We start from the raw sequence: 19,075 nt of genomic DNA on the forward strand, positions 1-19,075 counted from the left end.
AACGGGACGGAAGCACCTGCCGATGAGAGAAAGATCAACAACTTAGAAGATGTTCACTGCGTTCGGGACGCAGGGGTCACAGGTACAGAAGGCGCCGCCGAGCAATTTACATTTCGTCTGTAACCTGTTGATTTCGATAGTGCTGTTGTGACGGCGTTTTACAGCTAAGTAGCTGAAAGTTATTGTGAAAGATGAGACTCTTAACCTGCGGGTCCCAGGTTCGAGCCCTGGTGCGCCAAGCATAAGCCCTCTTCTTCAAGAACTGACGAGAAGGGTCGCTGAGAACAAAACGGGTCTCGTGCGACGTTTTGTTGTCGGCGGTTTTGCGGTCGGATTGCTGCGCGACTTTCCTTTGTTTCTGCCCCGTCGCCGCAGGGGACCGCTGCTGCAGAATCGGTTGGTATCGTCACAGGATGCTGCCCAACGGGCTAGATGACCCCGTCTTTGCGCATTCGTTCCAGCGGGCTCCTGGAGCCCGAGAAGATCACCGAGTATCTCTCGGTTTCGTGTCCCGATGGCTTCGCCAAGCCCAAAGAATTTCTCCAAGGCGTCGCGGCCCCGTGCGCATTCGCTTGTTCGCCGGGGCAGGTGATCGGGGAGCGACGTCAAGGCGCTGCCGGGGGGCGTCGCCGCGGTCGATGTCGACGCGGCCACAGGGCCAACCGGGATCGTTACCCGCGAAGAGCTCCAGCGCGAGTCCGATCGCGCAGCCGGCATCGTCCGCAAGGCCGGGCCGCGCCCTGACAGTGCCTTGGGCGCGGCGGCGGACGTGGTCGAAACTGCAACCGGTATTCTACCTGCTAGCCGATCATTGAAGGCCAGCACTTGGTCGCGAAGCGATCATCTCGCCTCCGGCTTTGATGACGGCTGTCAGTGTCACGCATCTTGCGGCGCGGCTGCTCCGGCGGTCCGCCGCCGTGCCGGCAGGAAACACCCCGCAATCGCGCCGGCCAGTGACAGCGTCGCGGCGAGGCTCATCGCCGCGGCAAATCCGCTCTCGAAATGCGCGGCCGAATCGACCCCGCCATGCGCCGAGAAGTTCGCCACCAGCGCGGCGATGCCGAATATGCCGCCGAGGAAGCGGCCCATGTTGAAGATGCCGGACGCCTTGCCCATTTCGGCCACCGCGACCGAGCTCAGGATGGCGTTCTGTGCTGCCGGCATCGCCATCGAGACGCCGACGCCGGCCAGCACCAGCGGCGCGACCAGGGCGGAGTAGGTAACCGCAGAGCTCACGAGCTCCGCGATCCAGCCAAGTCCGATCGCCTGCATCAGCAATCCCGTCACCACTAGCGGCCGCTCGCCGAACCTGTTGACGACCGCGCCGGCGATCGGGGCGGTGACGAACAGCGTCGCGGTCCAGGGCAGCAGGCGAAGTCCGGCGCCGAAGGCGTCGAAGCCCAGCGCGGTCTGGAGGAACTGCGGCAGCAGGAACAAGACGCCGTACATCGCGGCGTAGAACAGCACGCTGGCGGACATGCCGGAGGCAAGCGCCCGCGATGCAAACAGCCGCATCGGCACCATTGGCGCGGTCGCGCGCAATTCCCAGAGAACGAAGCCGGCTGTGAACACCAGGCCTGCCATCAGCGCGGCCATGATTTCGGCGCTCGCCCAACCCACGGCGTTGCCGCGCAACAGACTCCACACCCACGCCAGCGCCGCAAGCGCGACAAGCGCCAGTCCGGGGATGTCCAATGCGGCGGCCGGGCCGAAGCTTTCGCGCAAGCGTGCCAGTACCAGGGTGATCGCGATCAGGCCGATCGGCAGGTTGATCCAGAACACCCAGCGCCAGCCGAAATGTTCGGTAATGAAGCCGCCGATGGCGGGACCGATGATCAGCGCGCAGCCGGTGATGCTGGCGAAAATGCCGAGCGCGCGGGCGCGCTCCTCGCGGCCGAACGTGCCGCTCAGGATCGCCATTGCCAGCGGCATCACCAGCGCGGCGCCGGCGCCCTGCAGCGCGCGGGCGGCGATCAGAGCGGTGGCATTGCCTGCGAGCGCACAGGCCGCCGATGCAACGACGAACAGGGCGAGCCCGGCCGCGAACATCCGGCGGCGACCGAAGCGGTCGCCGAGTGCGGCGCCGGTCAGGAGCAGCACGGCAAAGGTCAGATTGAAGGCGTTGACGGTCCATTGCAGCGTCTCGACCGGGCTGCCGAATTCGGCGCGGATGGTCGCGAATGCTGTCGTGATGATCATGGCATCGAGCGCCATCATGAAGGATGCCAGCGCGGTGACGCCGAGCACCCAGTTCTGCGCGGCGCGATTGATCGGGGTCTGCATCGCCCTGTCTCCGTGTGTCGCGCCAGCCTGTCGCGGCGCGTTCTGCGGGCTAGACGAGGGCTGAGCGGCAAAGGATGCGCCCAATAATAATTTGTTCCGGGCCGCATCCTTCGCCTGCCGGCAAACGTCCTAGGGGTGATGCGGCCATTTGCCCGATTTTGAGCGAACCAGGTCGCGACATCAGCAAGGAGCGCGCGATGAGAAGGACGTTGATCAGGTACAAGGCCAGGCCGGAGCTGGCCGATCGGAATGCCGAGCTGGTTTCGGCCGTATTTGCCGAATTGAAGGCGGCCGGCCCGGACGGCGTGCGCTACCTGACGCTACGGCTGGAGGACGACACCTTCATCCATCTTGTCGAGGCCGCGGCCGAAAACGGCTCGAGCCCGATTCCGAAACTCAAGGCATTTCAGAAGTTCCAGGACGGCATCCGCGACCGCTGCGCGGAGCCGCCGCTGGTTCGTGATGTGAGGATCGTCGGCAACTATCGTATGCTGGACGAGTCCTGAACAAGCGAAGCGGAGGAGCAATGGCGCCAGACCCGCTGGCCACCATCGAGACCGAGGCCCTGCTGGCGCGGATGCGGCCGAAACTGCATCGCTACTGCGCCCGCATGGTCGGCTCGGTCATCGACGGTGAGGATGTGTTGCAGGATGCGCTGATCAAGGCGATGGAAGCGCTGCAATCGGTCACGCCCGTCAATACGGAGGGCTGGCTGTTTCGCATCGCGCACAACACCGCGCTGGATTTCCTGCGTCGCCGCAACCGGCAGGAGGCGCTGCACTCGGCTGAGGAGGTGGAGATGATTGCCGACCAGCTCGATGATGTGGAAAGCCGCCAGATCGCCGCGACCAGCCTTCGCACCTTCATGCGGCTGCCGGTGGCGCAGCGCTCCAGCGTGATCCTGATGGACGTGCTCGGCTGCTCGCTTGCCGAGGTCTGCGACATCATGGATTTCAGCCTGCCGGCGGTGAAGGCCGCGCTGCATCGCGGACGCACGCAGCTGCGGGAGTTCGCCGGAGAGCCCGACGATGTGCCGCAGCCGGGCCTGTCGGAAGCAGATCGCACGCGACTCAACGCCTATGTCGGCCATTTCAATGCCCGCGACTTCGACGCGATCCGCGCCATGATCGCCGACGACGTCAGGCTCGAGCTCGTCAACCGTACCAGGCTGAAAGGCAAGGCCGAGGTGTCGAACTATTTCGGCAATTATTCGAAGAACAGCGACTGGCACCTGGTGACGGGGCAGGTCGAGGGACGTCCCGCGATCCTCGTGTTCGATCCGAATAAGCCGGCCGGGCGGCCGAAATATTTCATGCTTCTCGACTGGTCCGCCGGCAAGCTCGCCACCATCAGGGATTTTCGTCACGCAGCCTATGTTATTGATGGTGCGGAGTGCGTGGTGGATAGAGGGTGAACTCGCCTTCTCCATCGGAGCAGGCGCGTCGCTTGACTAGAGGGCCGTGGCAAGTTGAATGGGAGGACTGCCCGTCGGGCAAAACACCCGCCATCCCGTCAACCCCTCTCCACAAATATATCCCGCTTTACCGAAATTCGGAAACGGCGTATGTGTCGTCCATCCCGGCTCATCCTTGAGGGGCGATCTTGTGGTCGTCATGTTCGCGAGCCGGGCTTGCGGTGGACGCGGCAGCGTTCGGGTGCGAGAGGCCAAGGGCAGGGCGGATTGCTCTCCGTGAGCCCAAGGCTGCGTTCCGACGAGCGGCGCTGCTAGGCTTCGTCTCGTCTGTAAGTTTCCGGCTCCGTCGACAGGGCTGGGAATACTGCGGCGAAATGGCGGGCCGTGCGTACGGCAAAACCGTGTGGTCCTGGCCGTCGTTGCTACGGTCAAGCCCTGGCGAATGCGGCATCTGCGTCAACCGGCGCGGTGGCGGTGACTTTCGTTGGGACGAGGGAGGCCAAAGAGAACTCGGCTCCCGGGAGAGCACGGCATAAGCCGTCCAACCATCGCGCAGGGAAGGCCGAGTGATTGGCTACACCTGTATGCTGCTGTGCGGTTTCCTTGCGCTACATTTTCGCGCAGCGGACCGCGGGTGCCAGCCGGCACCCGGCCTTCCCTGCGCCCTCTTGGACAAGAGGGTGAAGCGACGAAGCAAAGCTCGGGCGGAATCAGCCGCGAGAATGCGAAGCTGCGCGGTTCGCCATCACGCATGCCGAACTACAGTCGCAACCAGGAGGACGAGGACCGCGACAACGACAATCTCCATGGCATGCGAACGATTGGCCGACGACGGAGGTTCCCCGATTTCACGAGCAATGCCGAGCAGGAGTCCGCAAGGTCGCGCACAGCAGGCCCAAGACATCGCCAAGCTGGCAGTGGCCAGGCAGCGAAATTTTAAGATCATTAACAATGTTGAATCCCTGGCCCGAGCGATTGCCCTACCGTGAACCTTTCCGCCGGGGCTTTCCATGATCGATACCGCGACCAAGGCGTTGTTGCGCACCGTTCTGGACGAGGTGTGTGAAGCTGTTCCACGCTGTGAGATCGGCGCCAGGACTCGCGTAGCCTCGAAGCTTCTGGAGACTGCAAGCAGGGGCGACATCTCTGCGGATCGTCTCAAACTAGCGGCCCGCAATGCCCTTTCAGAAGTCCCGACGATGTGATGATGGTCATGTGGGGGCAGGGGTGAATTTCCACGTGACGGTCCTCAAGATCCTGGTGAGCTACCCGGATGGGTTCGCGGCCATGGAGGATCTCAAGCGGGATATGGCCATTCTGGCGACCAGCGGTCGCGACTGGACCGAGCGCACCCGGCGGCTCGCCGGGCGGGTGCCGGGGCTGGACATCTTTTCGCAAGGGCTGATCGACCGGACAAATGGCGGGTGGCGCATCACGGCCAAGGGCCGCGCCGTGCTCGGTCTGATGGAAGCTCGTCCGGACCAAGCGCCGATTGCCACCCAACAACCTCCCTCAGAACCAGAGCTTGCCCCGGCGATCTCGCGGAACATTCCGGCGGAGAGGATCCGAGGACGACTCGCCGCGCGCCGTCGCCGACGCAATGCCCGCATGCAGGCTCGGGCGTCCTAGCGAGGAACGAGCGTCGCTCCCGAAGCTTGAGCAAACGCCTTGTGATGGAAGACGCTCATGCAAAGTTCCGACGCTACCTTGTCGACGGCCCGTTTGTCGCGAGCGACGGACGATATCTGGGTCGTGGACGATGCCCCGATCAGCGCTGCCGGTCTGAAACTTCCGGTGCGTATGACCGTCATTCGGCTCTCGAACGGCGATCTTGTGCTGCATTCGCCGGTGAGATATTCGCCGGCTCTCCGTGGTGAGCTGGAGCGGCTAGGGACCATAAGGTACTTGCTCGCGCCGAATATCGCGCACTGGATGTTCCTGTCCGACTGGCAGAGAGAGCTGCCACAGGCGACGACTTTCGCGGCGCGCGGCCTTTCGGCGCGTCGGCAAGTTCGAGCAGCACGGATCCACATCGACCGCGAGCTTGGAGAGGCGACGCCTGCGGAATGGAGGGCCGACCTCGAAGCCGTCTCGGTGAACGCTCCGATGTTCTCCGAGATCGAGCTGTTCGACAAGCGCAGCCGGACACTGATCCTGACGGATCTGGTGCAAAATCTCGATCCCAATGATCTCAGCGCGTCAAACGAGGCCGCGGCAAACCTCCTCGGCATTTCCAAGCCAAACGGAACGGCGCCGGTCTATCTGCGACTGCTGCTGCGCCTCGGCGGCCGTTCCGTGCGGTCGGCAGCCGAGCGGCTCATACGGCTGTCGCCGGAGCGGGTGATCTTCGCGCATGGCGACTGGTTCGAAGCGGACGGAACCGAGCGTCTCCGGCGATCCCTGCACTGGCTGCTTCCGGCGGGCGGCTCCGGATCCGAGCCGCGGCAAATGACTGGCACGCGCGTCGTCATAACCGGTGCCTCGAGCGGAATCGGGCGTGCTGCGGCGCTGGCCTTCGCCGGAAAGGGCGCAAGCGTGGTCCTGGCGGCACGCCGTGCCGAAGTCCTGACGAACCTCTCCGCGGAATGCGAGGCGCTCGGAGGCCGCGCATTGGCAATCCCGACCAATGTCACCGATGCCGAGGCGGTGCAGCGGCTGGCCCGAGAGGCGGAAGACGCGCTCGGTGGCATCGACGTCTGGATCAACAACGCCGGCACCGGCGTTTTCGGGGCCTATCAGGACGCGGATATCGCACTTCATCGCCGAACGATCGAGGTCAATCTCCTCGGCACGATGCATGGCGCTTTCGCGGTGCTTCCGATCTTCCTGCGCCAGAACCGCGGTATCTTGATCAACAACATCTCGCTCGGCGGCTGGGCTCCGACGCCTTTTGCTGCGGCTTACGCAGCGAGCAAATTCGGCCTTCGGGGCTTCACCGCGAGCCTGCGTCAGGAGCTCAGGGGTCATCGCAACATCCATGTCTGCGGCGTCTTCCCGGCCATGGTCGACACGCCGGGCTTCGTCCACGGCGCCAACATGTCCGGCCGGACGCTCGATCCCGGTCCGCTGCTGTATCAGGCGGAGGACGTTGCCGAGACGTTCGTGAGCCTCGTCCGCGCACCCCAAGATGAGGTCGCCGTGGGCTGGCCGGCGCGTGCCGGCCAAATTGCCTACGCGATGGCTCCGCAGATTACCGAGAACATCCTGGGGGTTGCCTTCCGCTACCTGCTGTCGCGCGCGCGCCCGGCGAAGAGCAGCGAGGGCACCATGATCGAAGCTGGTCCGCAGGGCACGTCAATCGATGGCGGTTGGCTGTCACGCAAGCAGCTCCCACCTGCCGGGGTCATCAGTCAGGGGCTCGCGGCGCTGGGACTAGCTGCGGGCGTGGCTCTCCTGGCTTCAGCAGTTGCGCGTCGCGCTGGCAGATCGGGACAAGGCGTCGCCAAGCACAAGCATGTCCTGCCGAGGCAGATCACGGCAGCGCGTAGGCCCGCACGTAATCGCCGAGTTTAGTTCCGAACGAGCCGTGGCCGCCATCGACCGTGACGACATATTGCTTGCCGTTGGCCTCATAGGTCATCGGCGTCGACTGGCCGCCGGCAGGAAGGCGGTCCTGCCAAAGCCGTCTGCCATCGCGAACGTCGAACGCGCGGATGTAGTCATCCATCGTTCCCGTGATGAAGACGACGCCGGCCGCGGTGACGATCGGAGCGCCCAGCATGGGAACGCCGAGCTTGAATGGCAGCGGCAGCGGGGCCTGATCGCGGATCGTGCCGATGCGATGCTGCCAGACCACCTTGTGCGACTTGAGATCGATCGCGGCGATGTTGCCCCATGGCGGGGCAAGGCAGGGGATGCCGAGCGGTGAGAGGAAAATGCCGAGGTCGACGCCATAGGGGGCGCCGTACATCGGCTGCACGCCGAGCTCGGTTCCCGGCGGATGCGCCGCGTTCGGCGCTGCCGGATTGTCTTTCCCGCGCGGCACGAGACGCGAGACGAAGGGAATCGATTGAGGGTTCGCGATCGCGATCTGGCGTTGCGGATCGACGGCAATGCCGCCCCATTCGAACATGCCGAAGTCTCCTGGAAACACCAGCGTGCCTTGTTCAGACGGCGGCGTGAACGGCCCCTCATAGCGCAGGCGCTTGAACTTGATCCGGCAGGCGAGTTGGTCGAACATCGTGCTGCCCCACATCTGCGCGTCGGTCAGCATGCCGGGCGGGCGAAAGCTCAACTCCGAGAAGGGCTGGGTCGGCGACAGCCGGTCTCCCTTCGCGGCGCCCTGCGGCACCGGCTTCTCCGGTGCGGGCACCAGCTGACGCCCGTCGCGGCGGTCGAGCACGAAGATGTCGCCGGTCTTTGCCGGGATGTAGATCGCAGGCGTCACGCCGCCGTTAAGGCGCAAATCGACCAGACTGGGCTGCGACGGCATATCCATGTCCCAGAGATCGTGGTGCACGTTCTGGAACGACCAACGCAGTTTCCCGGTCATGAGATCGAGGGCAATCAATGCCGAATCGTAGCGCTCGTTCTCGGGCGAACGGCCGCCGCCCCAAATATCCGGAGAACTCGAGCCGAGCGGCACATAGACCAGTCCGAGCTTCTCGTCGACCGCGGAAATGCTCCACGAATTGGGTGAGCCGGCCGTGAAATGATGCGAGGCCGAGGGCATCTCGTTCGGATCGGAATTGCCGGCATCGAATGCCCAGATCAGCCGTCCTGAATAGATGTCGAAGCCGCGGATCACGCCCGACGGCACGCGATCGGAATAGTTGTCGATCACCGCTCCGCCGACGATCAGCAACTTGTCCGTGACGACGGGCGGCGAGGTGCCCTCGTAGAAGCCGAGTGTCTGGATCTCGCTGCCCTGCTTGAGATCGATCTGTCCCTGATTGCCAAAATCCTGGCAAGGCACGCCGCTCTGCGCATCGAGCGCGAACATCCGTCCGTCGTTGGTCGGTATGAAAATGCGCCCCGCACAATCGCTCGGGGCCGGCGTGCCGTCGGCAGTTATCGCGCCGGGTTTGGTCGCGTGATAGGACACGCCGCGGCAGGTCATGTGCTGGAAGGCCTTGTTGTGCTGCACCTGCGGATCGAACTTCCAGCGCAGTTTTCCGGTCGCGGCTTCGAGCGCGAACACGATCTGGTGCGGCGAGCAGGTGTAGAGCAGATCGCCCACCTTGAGCGGCGTCGCCTGGTTGGTGATCTCGTCGGGATCGTCCGGGCCCTTGTGATCGCCGGTGCGGAATTCCCAGGCGAGCTTGAGGTCCTTGACGTTGTCCTTGGTGATCTGGCTCAGCGACGAGAAGCGCGTACCGAAGCCGCTGCCGCCGTAGGCCGTCCAGTTCTGGCCGGCAGCGGGCTGCTCCGGTTCGGGAGACGCAATGGCCCCCGTTGTTTCGCCCTCAGGTATCGTGCCGGCAAGATCGCGGCGATCGCTCGTCAGGGACATGCCGACGACGATGGCTGCGGCGACCAACACAAGGCCAAGCGCCCATCGCGCTGCGCGCAAGCGAGGCGCCAGGCGGGAGGCAATGAAGGGCAGCATCAGCCACAGGCCAAGCGGCACGAGTACGTCGCCGCGCGGCGCCAGCGACCAGAAATCGAGGCCGGCCTCCCAGATCGCCCAAGCCATCGTTCCGGCCAGCAGCGCGGCATAAACCCAGAGCGCCTCGGCGCGGCGGCGCCCGAGCAGCCAGCTCGTGAGCAGAAGCATGATGCCCGCGATCAGATAGTAGGCGGAGCCACCGAGGGCCTCGAGCCAGGCGCCGCCAGCCAGGAGGCCCAGTCCCATGATAGCGACGAGCACAATGGTGATGGCCAGCAATGGCGCGTCACGGAGCCAATTCATTGAACGATGCATGGGAGGCATGATGGTCACTTCAGCGTATAGAGAAACGCCGCGATGTCCCGCGCGTCCTTCTGCGGGATGCCCATTCTCGGCATGGCATTGCCCGGCAACGCCCGCTGTGGATCCTCGATCCAATCAGCCATGTTGTCCGGCGAGTTCTGGATGTAGCCGGCGATGTAGGTCCGCGTGCCGATCCGATGCAAGGGTGGGCCGACATTGCCTTCGGCGCCGGCAATGCCGGGAATATCGTGACAGCCGCCGCAGTGATACTGCTTGACGAGGTCGGCGCCACGACGCGCGTCGCCGGTGAAGTTGTCCGGGCCCGCAGCCTTGCAGGCGGCGCCTGTGGTAGCCAGCAGCGCGGTGACTAGCAATCTCGTGATCGGATTTGCCATCGCTGCTTCCCGCGATCAGGGCTTCTGGCCGAAATTGAAAGACTTGGTGGCAGACCAGGGATCGGTCGTCGAGACCTGCTCGCTCGGGACTTGCTCGACTTCGGGCGAAGGCAGATTCGCGGAAAAGGTTCGGCCCCATTGGTGGCTCGGCTCGTTGCTGATCTTGCCGATATAGGTGACGAGATCCCAGATCACGCTGTCGGGCAGCACGCCGCCCCAGGCCGGCATTCCGTTGGGCCGCCCTTGGTAGATCGAGAGAAAGATGTTCTCGGGCTGCGAGCCGTAAGTAAAGTTGTTGTTGCTCAGCGCCGGTCCCATGCCGCCGCCGCCATTGGGTGCGTGGCAGCCGACGCAGTTGAAGTTGACGTAGTAGGTCATCCCGCGCTGCTCCGCATTGGGATCGCCCTGCACGGGGTTCTTGATCTGCGGCGGGTCCGGCTGCGCGCCGGGATGGAGGTGACTGACCGGGACCTGCATGAAGACGCCGGGCCTGCCATTGCCGACGCTGCCACCGAAGTTCGGGTGCGGAGACAGCGTCGGCATCTGCGCCTCCTGCGACTGCGGCAAAGTCTGCTGGGCCAGCCCCGCGCCATTCGGCAGGACCGCCAGCAGTAGTGATAGGGCGCTTGCGCGCAGCACTGGAGCAGACATCACTCATGTCCTCCCGATACCATAGCCGGTTGGTCCACCAGCGGAACGCCGTAACTGAGCAGCAGCGAAGTGATCTCGGACCGGTGCTCGTCGATGAATGCATTCAGTCGGTCGCGCAAGGCGTCGTCGCCTTTGCGCACGCCCATCGCGATGGCGAACTGGAACTGCTGAGGTGCAAAGCGCTCGTAATCCCGGATCGGCATGACCGTCAGGGGGACGAGAGAGCGCTGGGCGAAATATCCGCCGAGCGGACCCCAGGCTGCGGCGACATCGAGGCTGCCGCTTTCGACGGCTTCGATCAGGCGCGCCGGGGGATTGGCCTCGCGATAATCTCCGTAGATCGAGTAGCCGCGGACGTTGTCGACGATGCCCTGTTCGCCGAGCGCTTGCGCGGGCGGGGGATTGTTGCCGTCATCGCCGATCAGATGCACGCCGATTGCGAGGTGATGCAAGCGTGGGTCGAGCAGGGACGAAAGCTCGAGGTGCTGGTCCTGCCGCGTGACGAACACGTAGCTCGAGCGATAATACGGCTTCGTCGTCTCGACCAGATCATAGCCGGACGGCACGCCCATGACGACGTCGCATTTGCCGGCTTTCAGCGTGTTACGGATGAAGCCGCGGCGCTGCGCCCACCAGGTGTAGGAGACCTGCAGGCCGAAATGCTCGGCCACCATGGCCGCGAGCCTGTTCTCGAATCCTGCTTCGGCGCTGTTCGAGAAAGGCAGATTGTTGGGATCGGCACAGACGCGAAGCTCGCGATCCGACGCTGCCGCCGCCGTGGTTGCAAGCCCGACCAGAAAACCAAGAGCGATGCCGGGATAACTATTTCGAAGGCGCATGGCTGGTGTCCTCACCATTCGCGCCGCCGAGTTTGAAGACCAGCAGCTCACTCCCGCCCGCGGTGTAGAACGGCAAATCCTGGGTCGCACCGACAAAACCGAGCGCGCCGTTGCGCACCCGCGGATCGACCTCGGCGTTGGCCACCACACCCGGCCAGCCGCCGACGCCCGACAGGATCGCGATGTATTGCTGTCCGTCGGAGCCGCGATAGGAGATCGGCTGGCCAATGAATCCGGAGCCGGCGCGGAATTGCCAGAGGACATGCCCGTCCTTGGCGTCCACGGCCTTGAACAGCCGATCCATGGTGCCGTAGAACGCGACGTCGCCTGCCGTAACCAGCGCGCCGCTCCAGACCGGCAGCTTCTCGTGGATCTCCCAGACCTTCTTGCGCGCGACGGGATCCCACGCCATGAATTCGCCGCGGTGGCCGCCGGGGCCGGCATACATGTCGACATCGGCGCCCACATAAGGTGTGCCTGCGATATAGCCGACCTGCGATGCCTTGAAATTCATGCAAAGATGCTGATGCGGCACGTAGAGCAGCTTGGTGCGGGGCGACCAGGCGGTTGGCTGCCAGTCCTTGGCGCCCGGCGCGGCCGGGCAGATGTTCTCGACGGTCTTGCCGGCGAGCGGCGTCTTCTCCTCGTTGGGGATGATCTTGCCGGTCTTGAGATCGACGCCGTTATAGGCATTGACGAATTCAAACGCGTCCGCCGAGATGACTTCGCCGGTCGCCCGATCCATCACGTACATATAGCCGTTGCGGCCCGGGTGGATCAGCACCTTGCGCGGCTGTCCATTCAGTTCGAGCTCGACGAGCACATTCTCGTTGATCTCGTCGTGGTCGAACAGGTCGTGCGGGTTGATCTGGTAAGCCCATTTGGCGCGGCCGGTGTCGGGGTCGCGGGCAAAGATTGTGGTGCTCCAGAGATTGTCGCCGCTGCGCTGGTTGGCGTTCCATGGGCTCGGATTGGCTGTGCCGTAGTAGATCAGATTGAGTTCGGCATCGTAGGAGATCCATCCCCACATCGTGCCGCCGCCGACCTGCCAGCGGTCGGCCGGCCACGTCTTCACGCCGAGATCCTTGCCCTTGAGACTGTCGTAGAACGGCTTGAAGTCGTCGCCGATCAGCACGTCCTTGTCCGGGCCCGTGGCGTAGGCGCGCCACGCAATGGCCCCGGTGTTTTCATCGAGCGCGGTGACCCAGCCGCGCACGCCCATCTCGCCGCCGCTGTTGCCGACGAGCACCTTGCCCTTGACCACGACGGGAGCCATCGTGATGGTCTCGCCCTTGTTGATCTCCCCGAGCTTCGTATGCCACAGCTCCTTGCCGGTCTTGGCGTCGATCGCGACCGTGTGGTTATCAAGCGTGTTGAGGAAGACCTTGCCGTTGTCGAAGGCGAGTCCGCGATTGACCACGTCGCAGCAGGCAACGCCCGCGGCTGCCGGTTCAGGCTTTGGCGCGTAGGACCATTTCAATTCACCGCTCGTGGCATCGAGTGCGAACACACGGTTGGGGTAGGGGCCGGCATAAGGGCCGACCACATACATGGTGCCATCGACCACGAGCGGCGCCGCCTCCTGGCCGCGATCGGCACCGACCGAGAACGTCCATGCAAGCTGGAGGCGCGATGCATTGGACGTGTTGATCTGATCAAGGTTGCTATAGCGGGTGTTGGCGTAATCGCGCGCCGCCATCGGCCATTGGCCTGGATCTTTCATGCGGCTGGCAAGATCGGTCTGTGCCGAGGCGGACGACAGCAACGCGCAGGACGCGCAAAGGGCACAAAGGAAGCCTGGAAGTCGGCCCAGCAAACGCGTGAGACCACGCACTAACATATGTAAAGATCTCCACGGCAGTGACGAGGCCGTGCGCCGTTGCAGGCCGGTTTACGAACCTACAAACGTTCCGACTTCGCTTGGTTCCAAAGAGGTGAGACCGACGACGAGCTATCTCACGACGTTGCCGGATACGCCGGCGCCGAGGTCAACTGCGATCTGATCTTCCTTGCCGTTACACTTGGGGTGGCCAAATCCAGACGGACTTTTGCCGTCGGGTCCGATGTCATAGATGATTGCGTCTTTCATGTTGGGGCTGACGCCGGCCGGCACGCGGTCGAGCCCGAGCTGGTGACGCACGCGCCAGGCCACGTTGTGATCCGCGCAGGAACTGTCACCGCTCACACCCAGCGCCCCGGCCACGCCGTTGCCGTCATAGAGTGCCAACCCGCCTCCGAACACGATGGTGCCGCCGATCGGCTTGCCTACCATCGGATCCTGGGCCGTGCCGAAGTTGTCGGGAGATCCGGCGTACAAGGCTTCCGGAGACGGCGGGTTGCCGAGTGCCGCTCCGAACAGGAACCCGCCGGGCTGCGCACCGGCATAGAGATTGGCGGTCGCGATCGCCTTGTCCTTCAGGCTGAACGCATTTGCCGTATTGGCCTTCTCGGCCGCGATGGCCCGGCTGCCGAGCCACTGGTCGTCGACCTTGCCGCCGCTATAGGCAACTGCGCAGACGATGCCCTGCCGATTGACGACGGCAGCCCACTCGTTGTTGTCGAGACCGCCGTTGCTGGGGCCGCCGCCCGGCTTGACACTCTTCTTGAGGATATCGGCGAGCTTGTCATGGTCGACCGGGCACGACATCCCTGACTTGGGTTGGTCCTGCGCGCTCAAGACTGCAGGCACCAAGAATGCTGCGGTGATTGCCGTTAGCACCATGACGGATCGTTTTTCCATGTGGCCTCCGTGGAGTGTCGCAGTCGGCAGGCGAACGTTCGAACAGAAGTTGCGGTTCCTATGCAGCGTCGCTCAGCCCGGATGTTGAAGGGAGCGGCAGGCGGGAATGACCGCCGTTCGCAGTCAGCCAGCGGTGAGCAAAGAACAACGCGGCGCCGGTATAGAGTAGGCCCATGGGCACCCACATCAGGATGCCGGCGAGCTGCTGGTCCTCGAGTGCCGAGAGGCCGAATTCCCCGGCGAGGGCGCCCTGGCCTGGGATCCACAGCCGCGGCGACACGGTCAGCAGAGCTCCGAGCACGCCGGAATGCAAAATGGTGATGAAAAGGCACGCGACAGCGATGCCGTCGCGAATTCGAGTGCTACGGCCCTGACCGCGGCCATGCAGCAGCACCCACCAGAACAACAGCGCAGTCGCGAAGAAGCTGATGTGCTGGAGACGATGGATCGCCGTATTCTCGAGCGCCCACGCATATAAAGGCGGTGCATGCCAGACCCAGAGCGCTGCGCCGTGCAGGATGGTCGCGCTCATGGGGTGGCTTACAAAACGCCAGGGCCACGCCAGGATCGGCCAATTGAGCATGCGACCCGCGGCCGGGCGCAGCCGGGCTGGCAAGCTCCACAGCAGCGGGCCATTGATCCGGGCGTACGCCATCAGCGGTGCCGCGACCACCATCAGCAGTTCGTGCTCGATCATGTGCGCAGTGAACAGACGCTCGCCGAGCCAGTGCAGCGGCGAGGTCACGGCAAGTGCGGCCACCAGCCATCCGGTCCAGAACGCGGCCACCTGGCGGAAGCTGACGCCACGGCCACCACCTGCATGATGCCAGAGCCGCTGCGTTCCGACATAGAAGCCGATACCGACGGCATAGAGCGGGGCCATGAGCCAGGGATCGTAGCTCCAGAGCGAACCGGGATCGACATCCGATAGTCCGTGCGCATCGGCCGGCGCCGCGAGCAGCGCGAGCAGCAGTGCTGCAAAGCTCAGCGCAGGCATGGGCTGATCATGAGCGAGGCGGCGAACTGGTTCGCAATCACCAGCGCAAATAACACGCCGGAGCCGACGCCGAGCCAGGCCATGAACGTTCGTGGTCCGCCACCCCGCGCATCGGCCCATTCAGCCCCCGCGCCGCGCCGAACGGCGCGGGCTGAAATGACGGTGCCTGCGAGAGCGACGATAGCGAGAGCCGCACTCATGATCGCGCCGCTGATTCTGATCTGTTCGCAGGAGAAGTGTGCGAGCACATAGACGCCCTGCAAATTGATACCCCACGCGATGGGCCCGAGCGCAACGCCGGCCCAATAGAGCAGTCTGGAATGTCCGTCGGCTGCGGTCATAGGCGTGGCACCCAATCGAGCAAGACATAGAGCGGCAGCCAGGCGAGCACGACGAAGTTCCAATAGAACACGTTGTCGGTCACGTCGCTGAACCGGCGCGGTTTCGCATGGCGCGTGAACATCAATACCGCCAGCACGACCGTGTCGCCGACATCGGTGGCAAGGTGGGTCGTGTGCAGCCCCAGAATGAGCCAAACAATGGAGCCGTAAGCTGAATTGTCCCAGCGGGTGTTGAGATGCGCGAACTCGAAGCCGCGCAGCACCAGCAGGGCAATGCCGATCAGGGCCATCACGATGAGTCCGGTCCGCACCTTCGCGAGATCCTGCCGGTGTGCGGCGCGGTTGGTGATCTCGTTCGGGATGATGCTCAGCAGATAGACCACGACTTCGGCTGTGCCTGGCCAGAGATCGGGCGGCGAGGCGCCGATCGGCCAAGTTGGGTTGACGGCGTAGAGATAGAGATAGGCACCGATGGCAATGGCAAAGCCCATGCCCTCCAGCGCCATGAAGCCCATGGCGCCCCACCACGGTCCGCTGCGCGGGCCATAGCCGTAAGTCGGCAGTTCAGCGACATTGCGGACGATGGTCTGTCTCACTCCTCGTCCTCCTTGCTGCCGCTCGGCCAGAACCAGCCGATCAACGTCACGGCCATCGGTGGTGTGCCCCAGAGCACGGCCCAGGGCGTGAAGATCGAGCCGATGAAGAACACTGTCGCCGCGATAGCTGTGAGCAGCGGCCAGATGCTGGGTTCGGGCGAAGCCTCCCGGATCTGCGGCTCAGCTTCCGCGAGCGAGGTCAGCAGGACCTCGCGCCGCTCGGCGCTCAGACCCGCGACCACGGGCAGGCTCTCGCTATCGGCCCACAGCGGATCGCGGTGCTTGACCACCGGAATGCGGTCGAAGTTCTGCGGCGGGGGCGGCGATGACGTCGCCCATTCCAGCGTTGAGGCATCCCAGGGATTGTCGCCTGCAAGCGCACCTTTGCGAAGGCTGTAGATCACGTTGACCAAAAGCAACGCGAAGCTGAGCGCGAAAATGAGAGCACCACCGCTGGACACGAGATTCAGGTGCGCCCAGTCCATGTCGGCGGTGTAGGTGTAGACCCGGCGCGGCATTCCGATCAGCCCGAGGATGTGCATCGGGAAGAAGGCGACGTTGAAGCCGACGAAGGCGAGCCAGAAATTCCAGCGCCCGAGTCGCTCGCTGAGCATGCGGCCGGCGATCTTGGGAAACCAGTAGTAGACCGCGCCGACCAGCGGGAACACAGCGCCGCCGATCAGGACATAATGGAAGTGGGCGACGACGAAATAGGTGTCGTGCACCTGGGTGTCGATCGGGACCGAGGCGACCATGACGCCGGACAGCCCGCCTAGCACGAAGATCACGATGAAGCCGATCACGAACAACAGCGGGGTCCGGTAGACCGGACGCCCGTCCCAGAGCGTTGCCAGCCAGCAGAAGATCTGCAGCCCGCTCGGCACCGCGATCAGCATACTGGAGGCTGTGAACAGGGCCGCGCCGAGTTGGGGCAGGCCCGTGACGAACATGTGGTGGACCCAGAGACCGAACGACAGGAAGCCGGTCGCGATCAACGAGAGGATCACCACGGGATAGCCGATCACCGGCCGTCGTGCGAACGTCGCGAGGATCGCCGAGACCATTCCCGTGCCCGGGATGAAGATGATGTAGACCTCGGGATGGCCGAAGAACCAGAACAGATGCTGCCAGAGCAGGGGATGTCCGCCCGAGGAGGAATCATAGAAGCGCGTGTTGACGAGGCGATCCAGGATCAGTGACGTCGATGCGACCATGATCGAGGGCATCGCGAACATCACAAGGAAGCTCGTCACCAGCATGGCCCAGACGAACAGGGGAATGCGGTCGAGCGTCATGCCGGGCGCGCGGAGCTTGAACACGGTCACGATGATTTCCACGGAGACGGCGAGCGCCGCGACCTCGGTGAAGGTGATCATTTGCGCCCAGACATCCGGGCGCTTTGTCGGCGTAAATTGCAGCGAGGAGAGCGGGACATAGGCAAACCAGCCAACGTCCGGGCCGACATTCAGCGCAAAGGAAATCCAGAGAAAGCAGCCGCCGAACAGAAACATCCAATAGCTGAAGGCGTTCAGTCGCGGAAAGGCGATGTTCCGCGTGCCGACCATCAACGGCACCAGATAAACGGCGAACGCCTCCATGACCGGCACGGCGAACAGGAACATCATCGTCGAGCCGTGCATCGTGAAGACCTGATTGTACTTGTCGGCGGAGAGAAACGTCTTCTCCGGCCCGGCCAGCTGAATGCGCATCAGGACCGCGAGGAGGCCGCCGAGGAGCAGGAATACGAACGCCGTGATGATGTAGCGGCGGCCGACCACCTTGTGGTCGACCGACGTCAGCGCGCCCATCCAGCCGGACGGCGTGCGCCACACTTTCTCCAGCTGTGTGGAAAGTCGAAGGCCGTTCAGGACATCGTCCCGCAACTCATTTGGTTCAGCGGCGATGCTCACTTGAGCTGCTCCAGATAATGAATGATGGCGATCATTTCATCCGATTGCAGCGGCATCCTCGGCATGAGATTGCCGGGCTTGATGTGCTGGGCATCGGCGATCCAGGCGCCGAGCGTGGCCGAATTATTCGGCAACGTTCCCGCCGCGATGGTCGTGCGGCTGCCGATATGCGTGAGATCCGGGCCGAGCTGCCCGCCGGCCAGCGTGCCGCTAATGTTGTGGCACAAGGCGCATCCGCGCGCCCGGAACAGAGCCTCGCCCTGCTTGCCGAGCGGATCGGCAGGGCTGTTGGCGCTCTGGTTTTCATGGTCACGCCAGCGGCCGAACTCGTCGGGTGACATCGCGATCACGGCAAATGCCATGTGGGCGTGCTGGATCCCGCAGAACTCGGCGCATTGCCCGCGATAGATGCCCGCGTTCTTCGCCGTGAATTGCAGCTCGTTCTTCTGCCCGGGGATCAAGTCCATCTTGCCGGTCAGGCTGGGCACCCAGAAACTGTGGATCACGTCGGCCGATTCCAGTTCCAGTCTCACCGGCTCGCCAGTGGGGATTCGAATCTCGTTGGCCGTCACGAAACTCTGGTGCGGACTGTCGGCCTCATAGCGGACCTCCCACCACCATTGGTGGCCGATGATCTTGAGGATGTGGGCTTTCTCGTCCTTGGCAAAGACGGTACGTTGTCCGGCATAGCTCACGAAGGAGAGACCGAGCACGACGGCGGTGGTCGCAATCCCAAGCGCGAGGATGACGCGCCCGGAGCGTTCCTCGAAGGCTTGGTGAAGGTCGAGCGGCCGATCAGCCGAACGTTTTCGCCGCATCATTCCGATGCAGAGCGCGATCACGACGGCGGTCCAGACGACCGCCGACACAGCGAGGAAGATGAACAGCGTGTGCAAGATCTGGCCGGATTGCAGCCCTTGCGGATCGAGCGCCGATTGCCGGCCCGCACACGCCGTGAGCGGCCAGATCGTGCACAACACCAGAACCCTTCGCACCCAGACCTGCATTGACGCCTTGTCGCACTCCGCTTCACAGGCGGAACCGGGCAGGCCTACAAA

General features: G+C 63.9%; 17 protein-coding genes. 5 read left to right on the forward strand and 12 right to left on the reverse strand.

The genetic code is table 11. The features are described 5' to 3' along the window. Positions 1 to 876: 876 nt before the first annotated feature. Positions 877 to 2,283 carry a DHA2 family efflux MFS transporter permease subunit gene (locus tag RX329_RS12405; RefSeq protein WP_085383173.1) on the reverse strand — a complete coding sequence of 469 codons (1,407 nt, stop codon included), beginning with the start codon at positions 2,281 to 2,283 and terminating at the stop codon, positions 877 to 879. Between the two features lie 197 nt (positions 2,284 to 2,480). On the opposite strand from RX329_RS12405, the gene RX329_RS12410 reads away from it, so the two are divergent. From RX329_RS12410 to RX329_RS12430, 5 genes are all read left to right on the forward strand, one after another. Continuing rightward, the gene (locus RX329_RS12410; protein WP_085383174.1) at positions 2,481 to 2,789 is read left to right on the forward strand and encodes a hypothetical protein; all 309 of its coding nucleotides are present in this window, start codon (positions 2,481 to 2,483) and stop codon (positions 2,787 to 2,789) included. A gap of 20 nt (positions 2,790 to 2,809) precedes the next feature. Then, positions 2,810 to 3,697 carry a sigma-70 family RNA polymerase sigma factor gene (locus RX329_RS12415; RefSeq protein WP_085383172.1) on the forward strand — a complete coding sequence of 296 codons (888 nt, stop codon included), beginning with the start codon at positions 2,810 to 2,812 and terminating at the stop codon, positions 3,695 to 3,697. 1,010 nt (positions 3,698 to 4,707) lie between these two features. After that, positions 4,708 to 4,902: a hypothetical protein gene (locus tag RX329_RS12420; RefSeq protein ID WP_018460409.1), complete on the forward strand. Its 195-nt coding sequence runs from the start codon at positions 4,708 to 4,710 to the stop codon at positions 4,900 to 4,902. A gap of 22 nt (positions 4,903 to 4,924) precedes the next feature. After that, positions 4,925 to 5,326: a hypothetical protein gene (locus RX329_RS12425; protein ID WP_410706287.1), complete on the forward strand. Its 402-nt coding sequence runs from the start codon at positions 4,925 to 4,927 to the stop codon at positions 5,324 to 5,326. A gap of 57 nt (positions 5,327 to 5,383) precedes the next feature. Next, positions 5,384 to 7,210 carry an SDR family oxidoreductase gene (locus RX329_RS12430; RefSeq protein ID WP_085383996.1) on the forward strand — a complete coding sequence of 609 codons (1,827 nt, stop codon included), beginning with the start codon at positions 5,384 to 5,386 and terminating at the stop codon, positions 7,208 to 7,210. Here RX329_RS12430 and RX329_RS12435 read toward each other — a convergent pair. The 11 genes from RX329_RS12435 to coxB all read right to left on the reverse strand — a co-directional run bounded on the left by RX329_RS12435 (position 7,170) and on the right by coxB (position 19,012). Then, positions 7,170 to 9,548: a glucose/quinate/shikimate family membrane-bound PQQ-dependent dehydrogenase gene (locus RX329_RS12435; RefSeq protein ID WP_085383997.1), complete on the reverse strand. Its 2,379-nt coding sequence runs from the start codon at positions 9,546 to 9,548 to the stop codon at positions 7,170 to 7,172. The two genes, RX329_RS12430 and RX329_RS12435, sit on opposite strands and share 41 nt — an antisense overlap. Positions 9,549 to 9,574: 26 nt before the next feature. Further along, the gene (locus tag RX329_RS12440) at positions 9,575 to 9,943 is read right to left on the reverse strand and encodes a c-type cytochrome (RefSeq protein WP_018460405.1); all 369 of its coding nucleotides are present in this window, start codon (positions 9,941 to 9,943) and stop codon (positions 9,575 to 9,577) included. A gap of 15 nt (positions 9,944 to 9,958) precedes the next feature. Beyond that, positions 9,959 to 10,594, reverse strand: a complete 636-nt coding sequence (locus tag RX329_RS12445; RefSeq protein ID WP_085383998.1) for a c-type cytochrome — start codon at positions 10,592 to 10,594, stop codon at positions 9,959 to 9,961. Beyond that, on the reverse strand, positions 10,594 to 11,433 hold the full coding sequence (locus RX329_RS12450) for a substrate-binding domain-containing protein (protein ID WP_085348952.1): 840 nt from the start codon (positions 11,431 to 11,433) through the stop codon (positions 10,594 to 10,596). Before RX329_RS12450 ends, RX329_RS12445 begins: the two co-directional genes overlap by 1 nt. After that, complete coding sequence (locus RX329_RS12455) at positions 11,417 to 13,273, reverse strand: PQQ-dependent dehydrogenase, methanol/ethanol family (RefSeq protein ID WP_085348953.1); 1,857 nt, start codon at positions 13,271 to 13,273, stop codon at positions 11,417 to 11,419. Before RX329_RS12455 ends, RX329_RS12450 begins: the two co-directional genes overlap by 17 nt. Positions 13,274 to 13,384: 111 nt before the next feature. Further along, positions 13,385 to 14,173, reverse strand: coding sequence for a GlcG/HbpS family heme-binding protein (locus RX329_RS12460; protein ID WP_085348954.1), 789 nt, complete (start codon positions 14,171 to 14,173; stop codon positions 13,385 to 13,387). Between the two features lie 58 nt (positions 14,174 to 14,231). Continuing rightward, complete coding sequence (locus tag RX329_RS12465) at positions 14,232 to 15,170, reverse strand: cytochrome c oxidase assembly protein (RefSeq protein WP_085348955.1); 939 nt, start codon at positions 15,168 to 15,170, stop codon at positions 14,232 to 14,234. Next, positions 15,158 to 15,511 (reverse strand): hypothetical protein, encoded by a 354-nt coding sequence (locus tag RX329_RS12470; RefSeq protein WP_085348956.1) that lies wholly within the window; start codon positions 15,509 to 15,511, stop codon positions 15,158 to 15,160. The genes RX329_RS12465 and RX329_RS12470 overlap by 13 nt, the downstream gene beginning before the upstream one ends. Then, the gene (locus RX329_RS12475; protein WP_085348957.1) at positions 15,508 to 16,107 is read right to left on the reverse strand and encodes a heme-copper oxidase subunit III; all 600 of its coding nucleotides are present in this window, start codon (positions 16,105 to 16,107) and stop codon (positions 15,508 to 15,510) included. The genes RX329_RS12470 and RX329_RS12475 overlap by 4 nt, the downstream gene beginning before the upstream one ends. Then, positions 16,104 to 18,017 carry a cytochrome c oxidase subunit I gene (gene ctaD / locus RX329_RS12480; RefSeq protein WP_085348958.1) on the reverse strand — a complete coding sequence of 638 codons (1,914 nt, stop codon included), beginning with the start codon at positions 18,015 to 18,017 and terminating at the stop codon, positions 16,104 to 16,106. Before ctaD ends, RX329_RS12475 begins: the two co-directional genes overlap by 4 nt. Continuing rightward, positions 18,014 to 19,012 carry a cytochrome c oxidase subunit II gene (coxB, locus tag RX329_RS12485; protein WP_317245888.1) on the reverse strand — a complete coding sequence of 333 codons (999 nt, stop codon included), beginning with the start codon at positions 19,010 to 19,012 and terminating at the stop codon, positions 18,014 to 18,016. Before coxB ends, ctaD begins: the two co-directional genes overlap by 4 nt. Positions 19,013 to 19,075 lie beyond the last annotated feature (63 nt).

It is taken from the genome of Bradyrhizobium sp. BWC-3-1 (assembly GCF_032917965.1).
Lineage (GTDB): Bacteria > Pseudomonadota > Alphaproteobacteria > Rhizobiales > Xanthobacteraceae > Bradyrhizobium > Bradyrhizobium canariense_D.

Bases quoted from the DNA above. Each gene is read 5' to 3' on its own strand.
- RX329_RS12405 (WP_085383173.1), bottom strand. From the start codon at position 2,283: ATGCAGACCCCGATCAATCGCGCCGCGCAGAACTGGGTGCTCGGCGTC.
- RX329_RS12410 (WP_085383174.1), top strand. From the start codon at position 2,481: ATGAGAAGGACGTTGATCAGGTACAAGGCCAGGCCGGAGCTGGCCGAT.
- RX329_RS12415 (WP_085383172.1), top strand. From the start codon at position 2,810: ATGGCGCCAGACCCGCTGGCCACCATCGAGACCGAGGCCCTGCTGGCG.
- RX329_RS12420 (WP_018460409.1), top strand. From the start codon at position 4,708: ATGATCGATACCGCGACCAAGGCGTTGTTGCGCACCGTTCTGGACGAG.
- RX329_RS12430 (WP_085383996.1), top strand. From the start codon at position 5,384: ATGCAAAGTTCCGACGCTACCTTGTCGACGGCCCGTTTGTCGCGAGCG.
- RX329_RS12435 (WP_085383997.1), bottom strand. From the start codon at position 9,548: ATGAATTGGCTCCGTGACGCGCCATTGCTGGCCATCACCATTGTGCTC.
- RX329_RS12440 (WP_018460405.1), bottom strand. From the start codon at position 9,943: ATGGCAAATCCGATCACGAGATTGCTAGTCACCGCGCTGCTGGCTACC.
- RX329_RS12445 (WP_085383998.1), bottom strand. From the start codon at position 10,594: ATGTCTGCTCCAGTGCTGCGCGCAAGCGCCCTATCACTACTGCTGGCG.
- RX329_RS12450 (WP_085348952.1), bottom strand. From the start codon at position 11,433: ATGCGCCTTCGAAATAGTTATCCCGGCATCGCTCTTGGTTTTCTGGTC.
- RX329_RS12455 (WP_085348953.1), bottom strand. From the start codon at position 13,273: ATGTTAGTGCGTGGTCTCACGCGTTTGCTGGGCCGACTTCCAGGCTTC.
- RX329_RS12460 (WP_085348954.1), bottom strand. From the start codon at position 14,173: ATGGAAAAACGATCCGTCATGGTGCTAACGGCAATCACCGCAGCATTC.
- RX329_RS12465 (WP_085348955.1), bottom strand. From the start codon at position 15,170: ATGCCTGCGCTGAGCTTTGCAGCACTGCTGCTCGCGCTGCTCGCGGCG.
- RX329_RS12470 (WP_085348956.1), bottom strand. From the start codon at position 15,511: ATGACCGCAGCCGACGGACATTCCAGACTGCTCTATTGGGCCGGCGTT.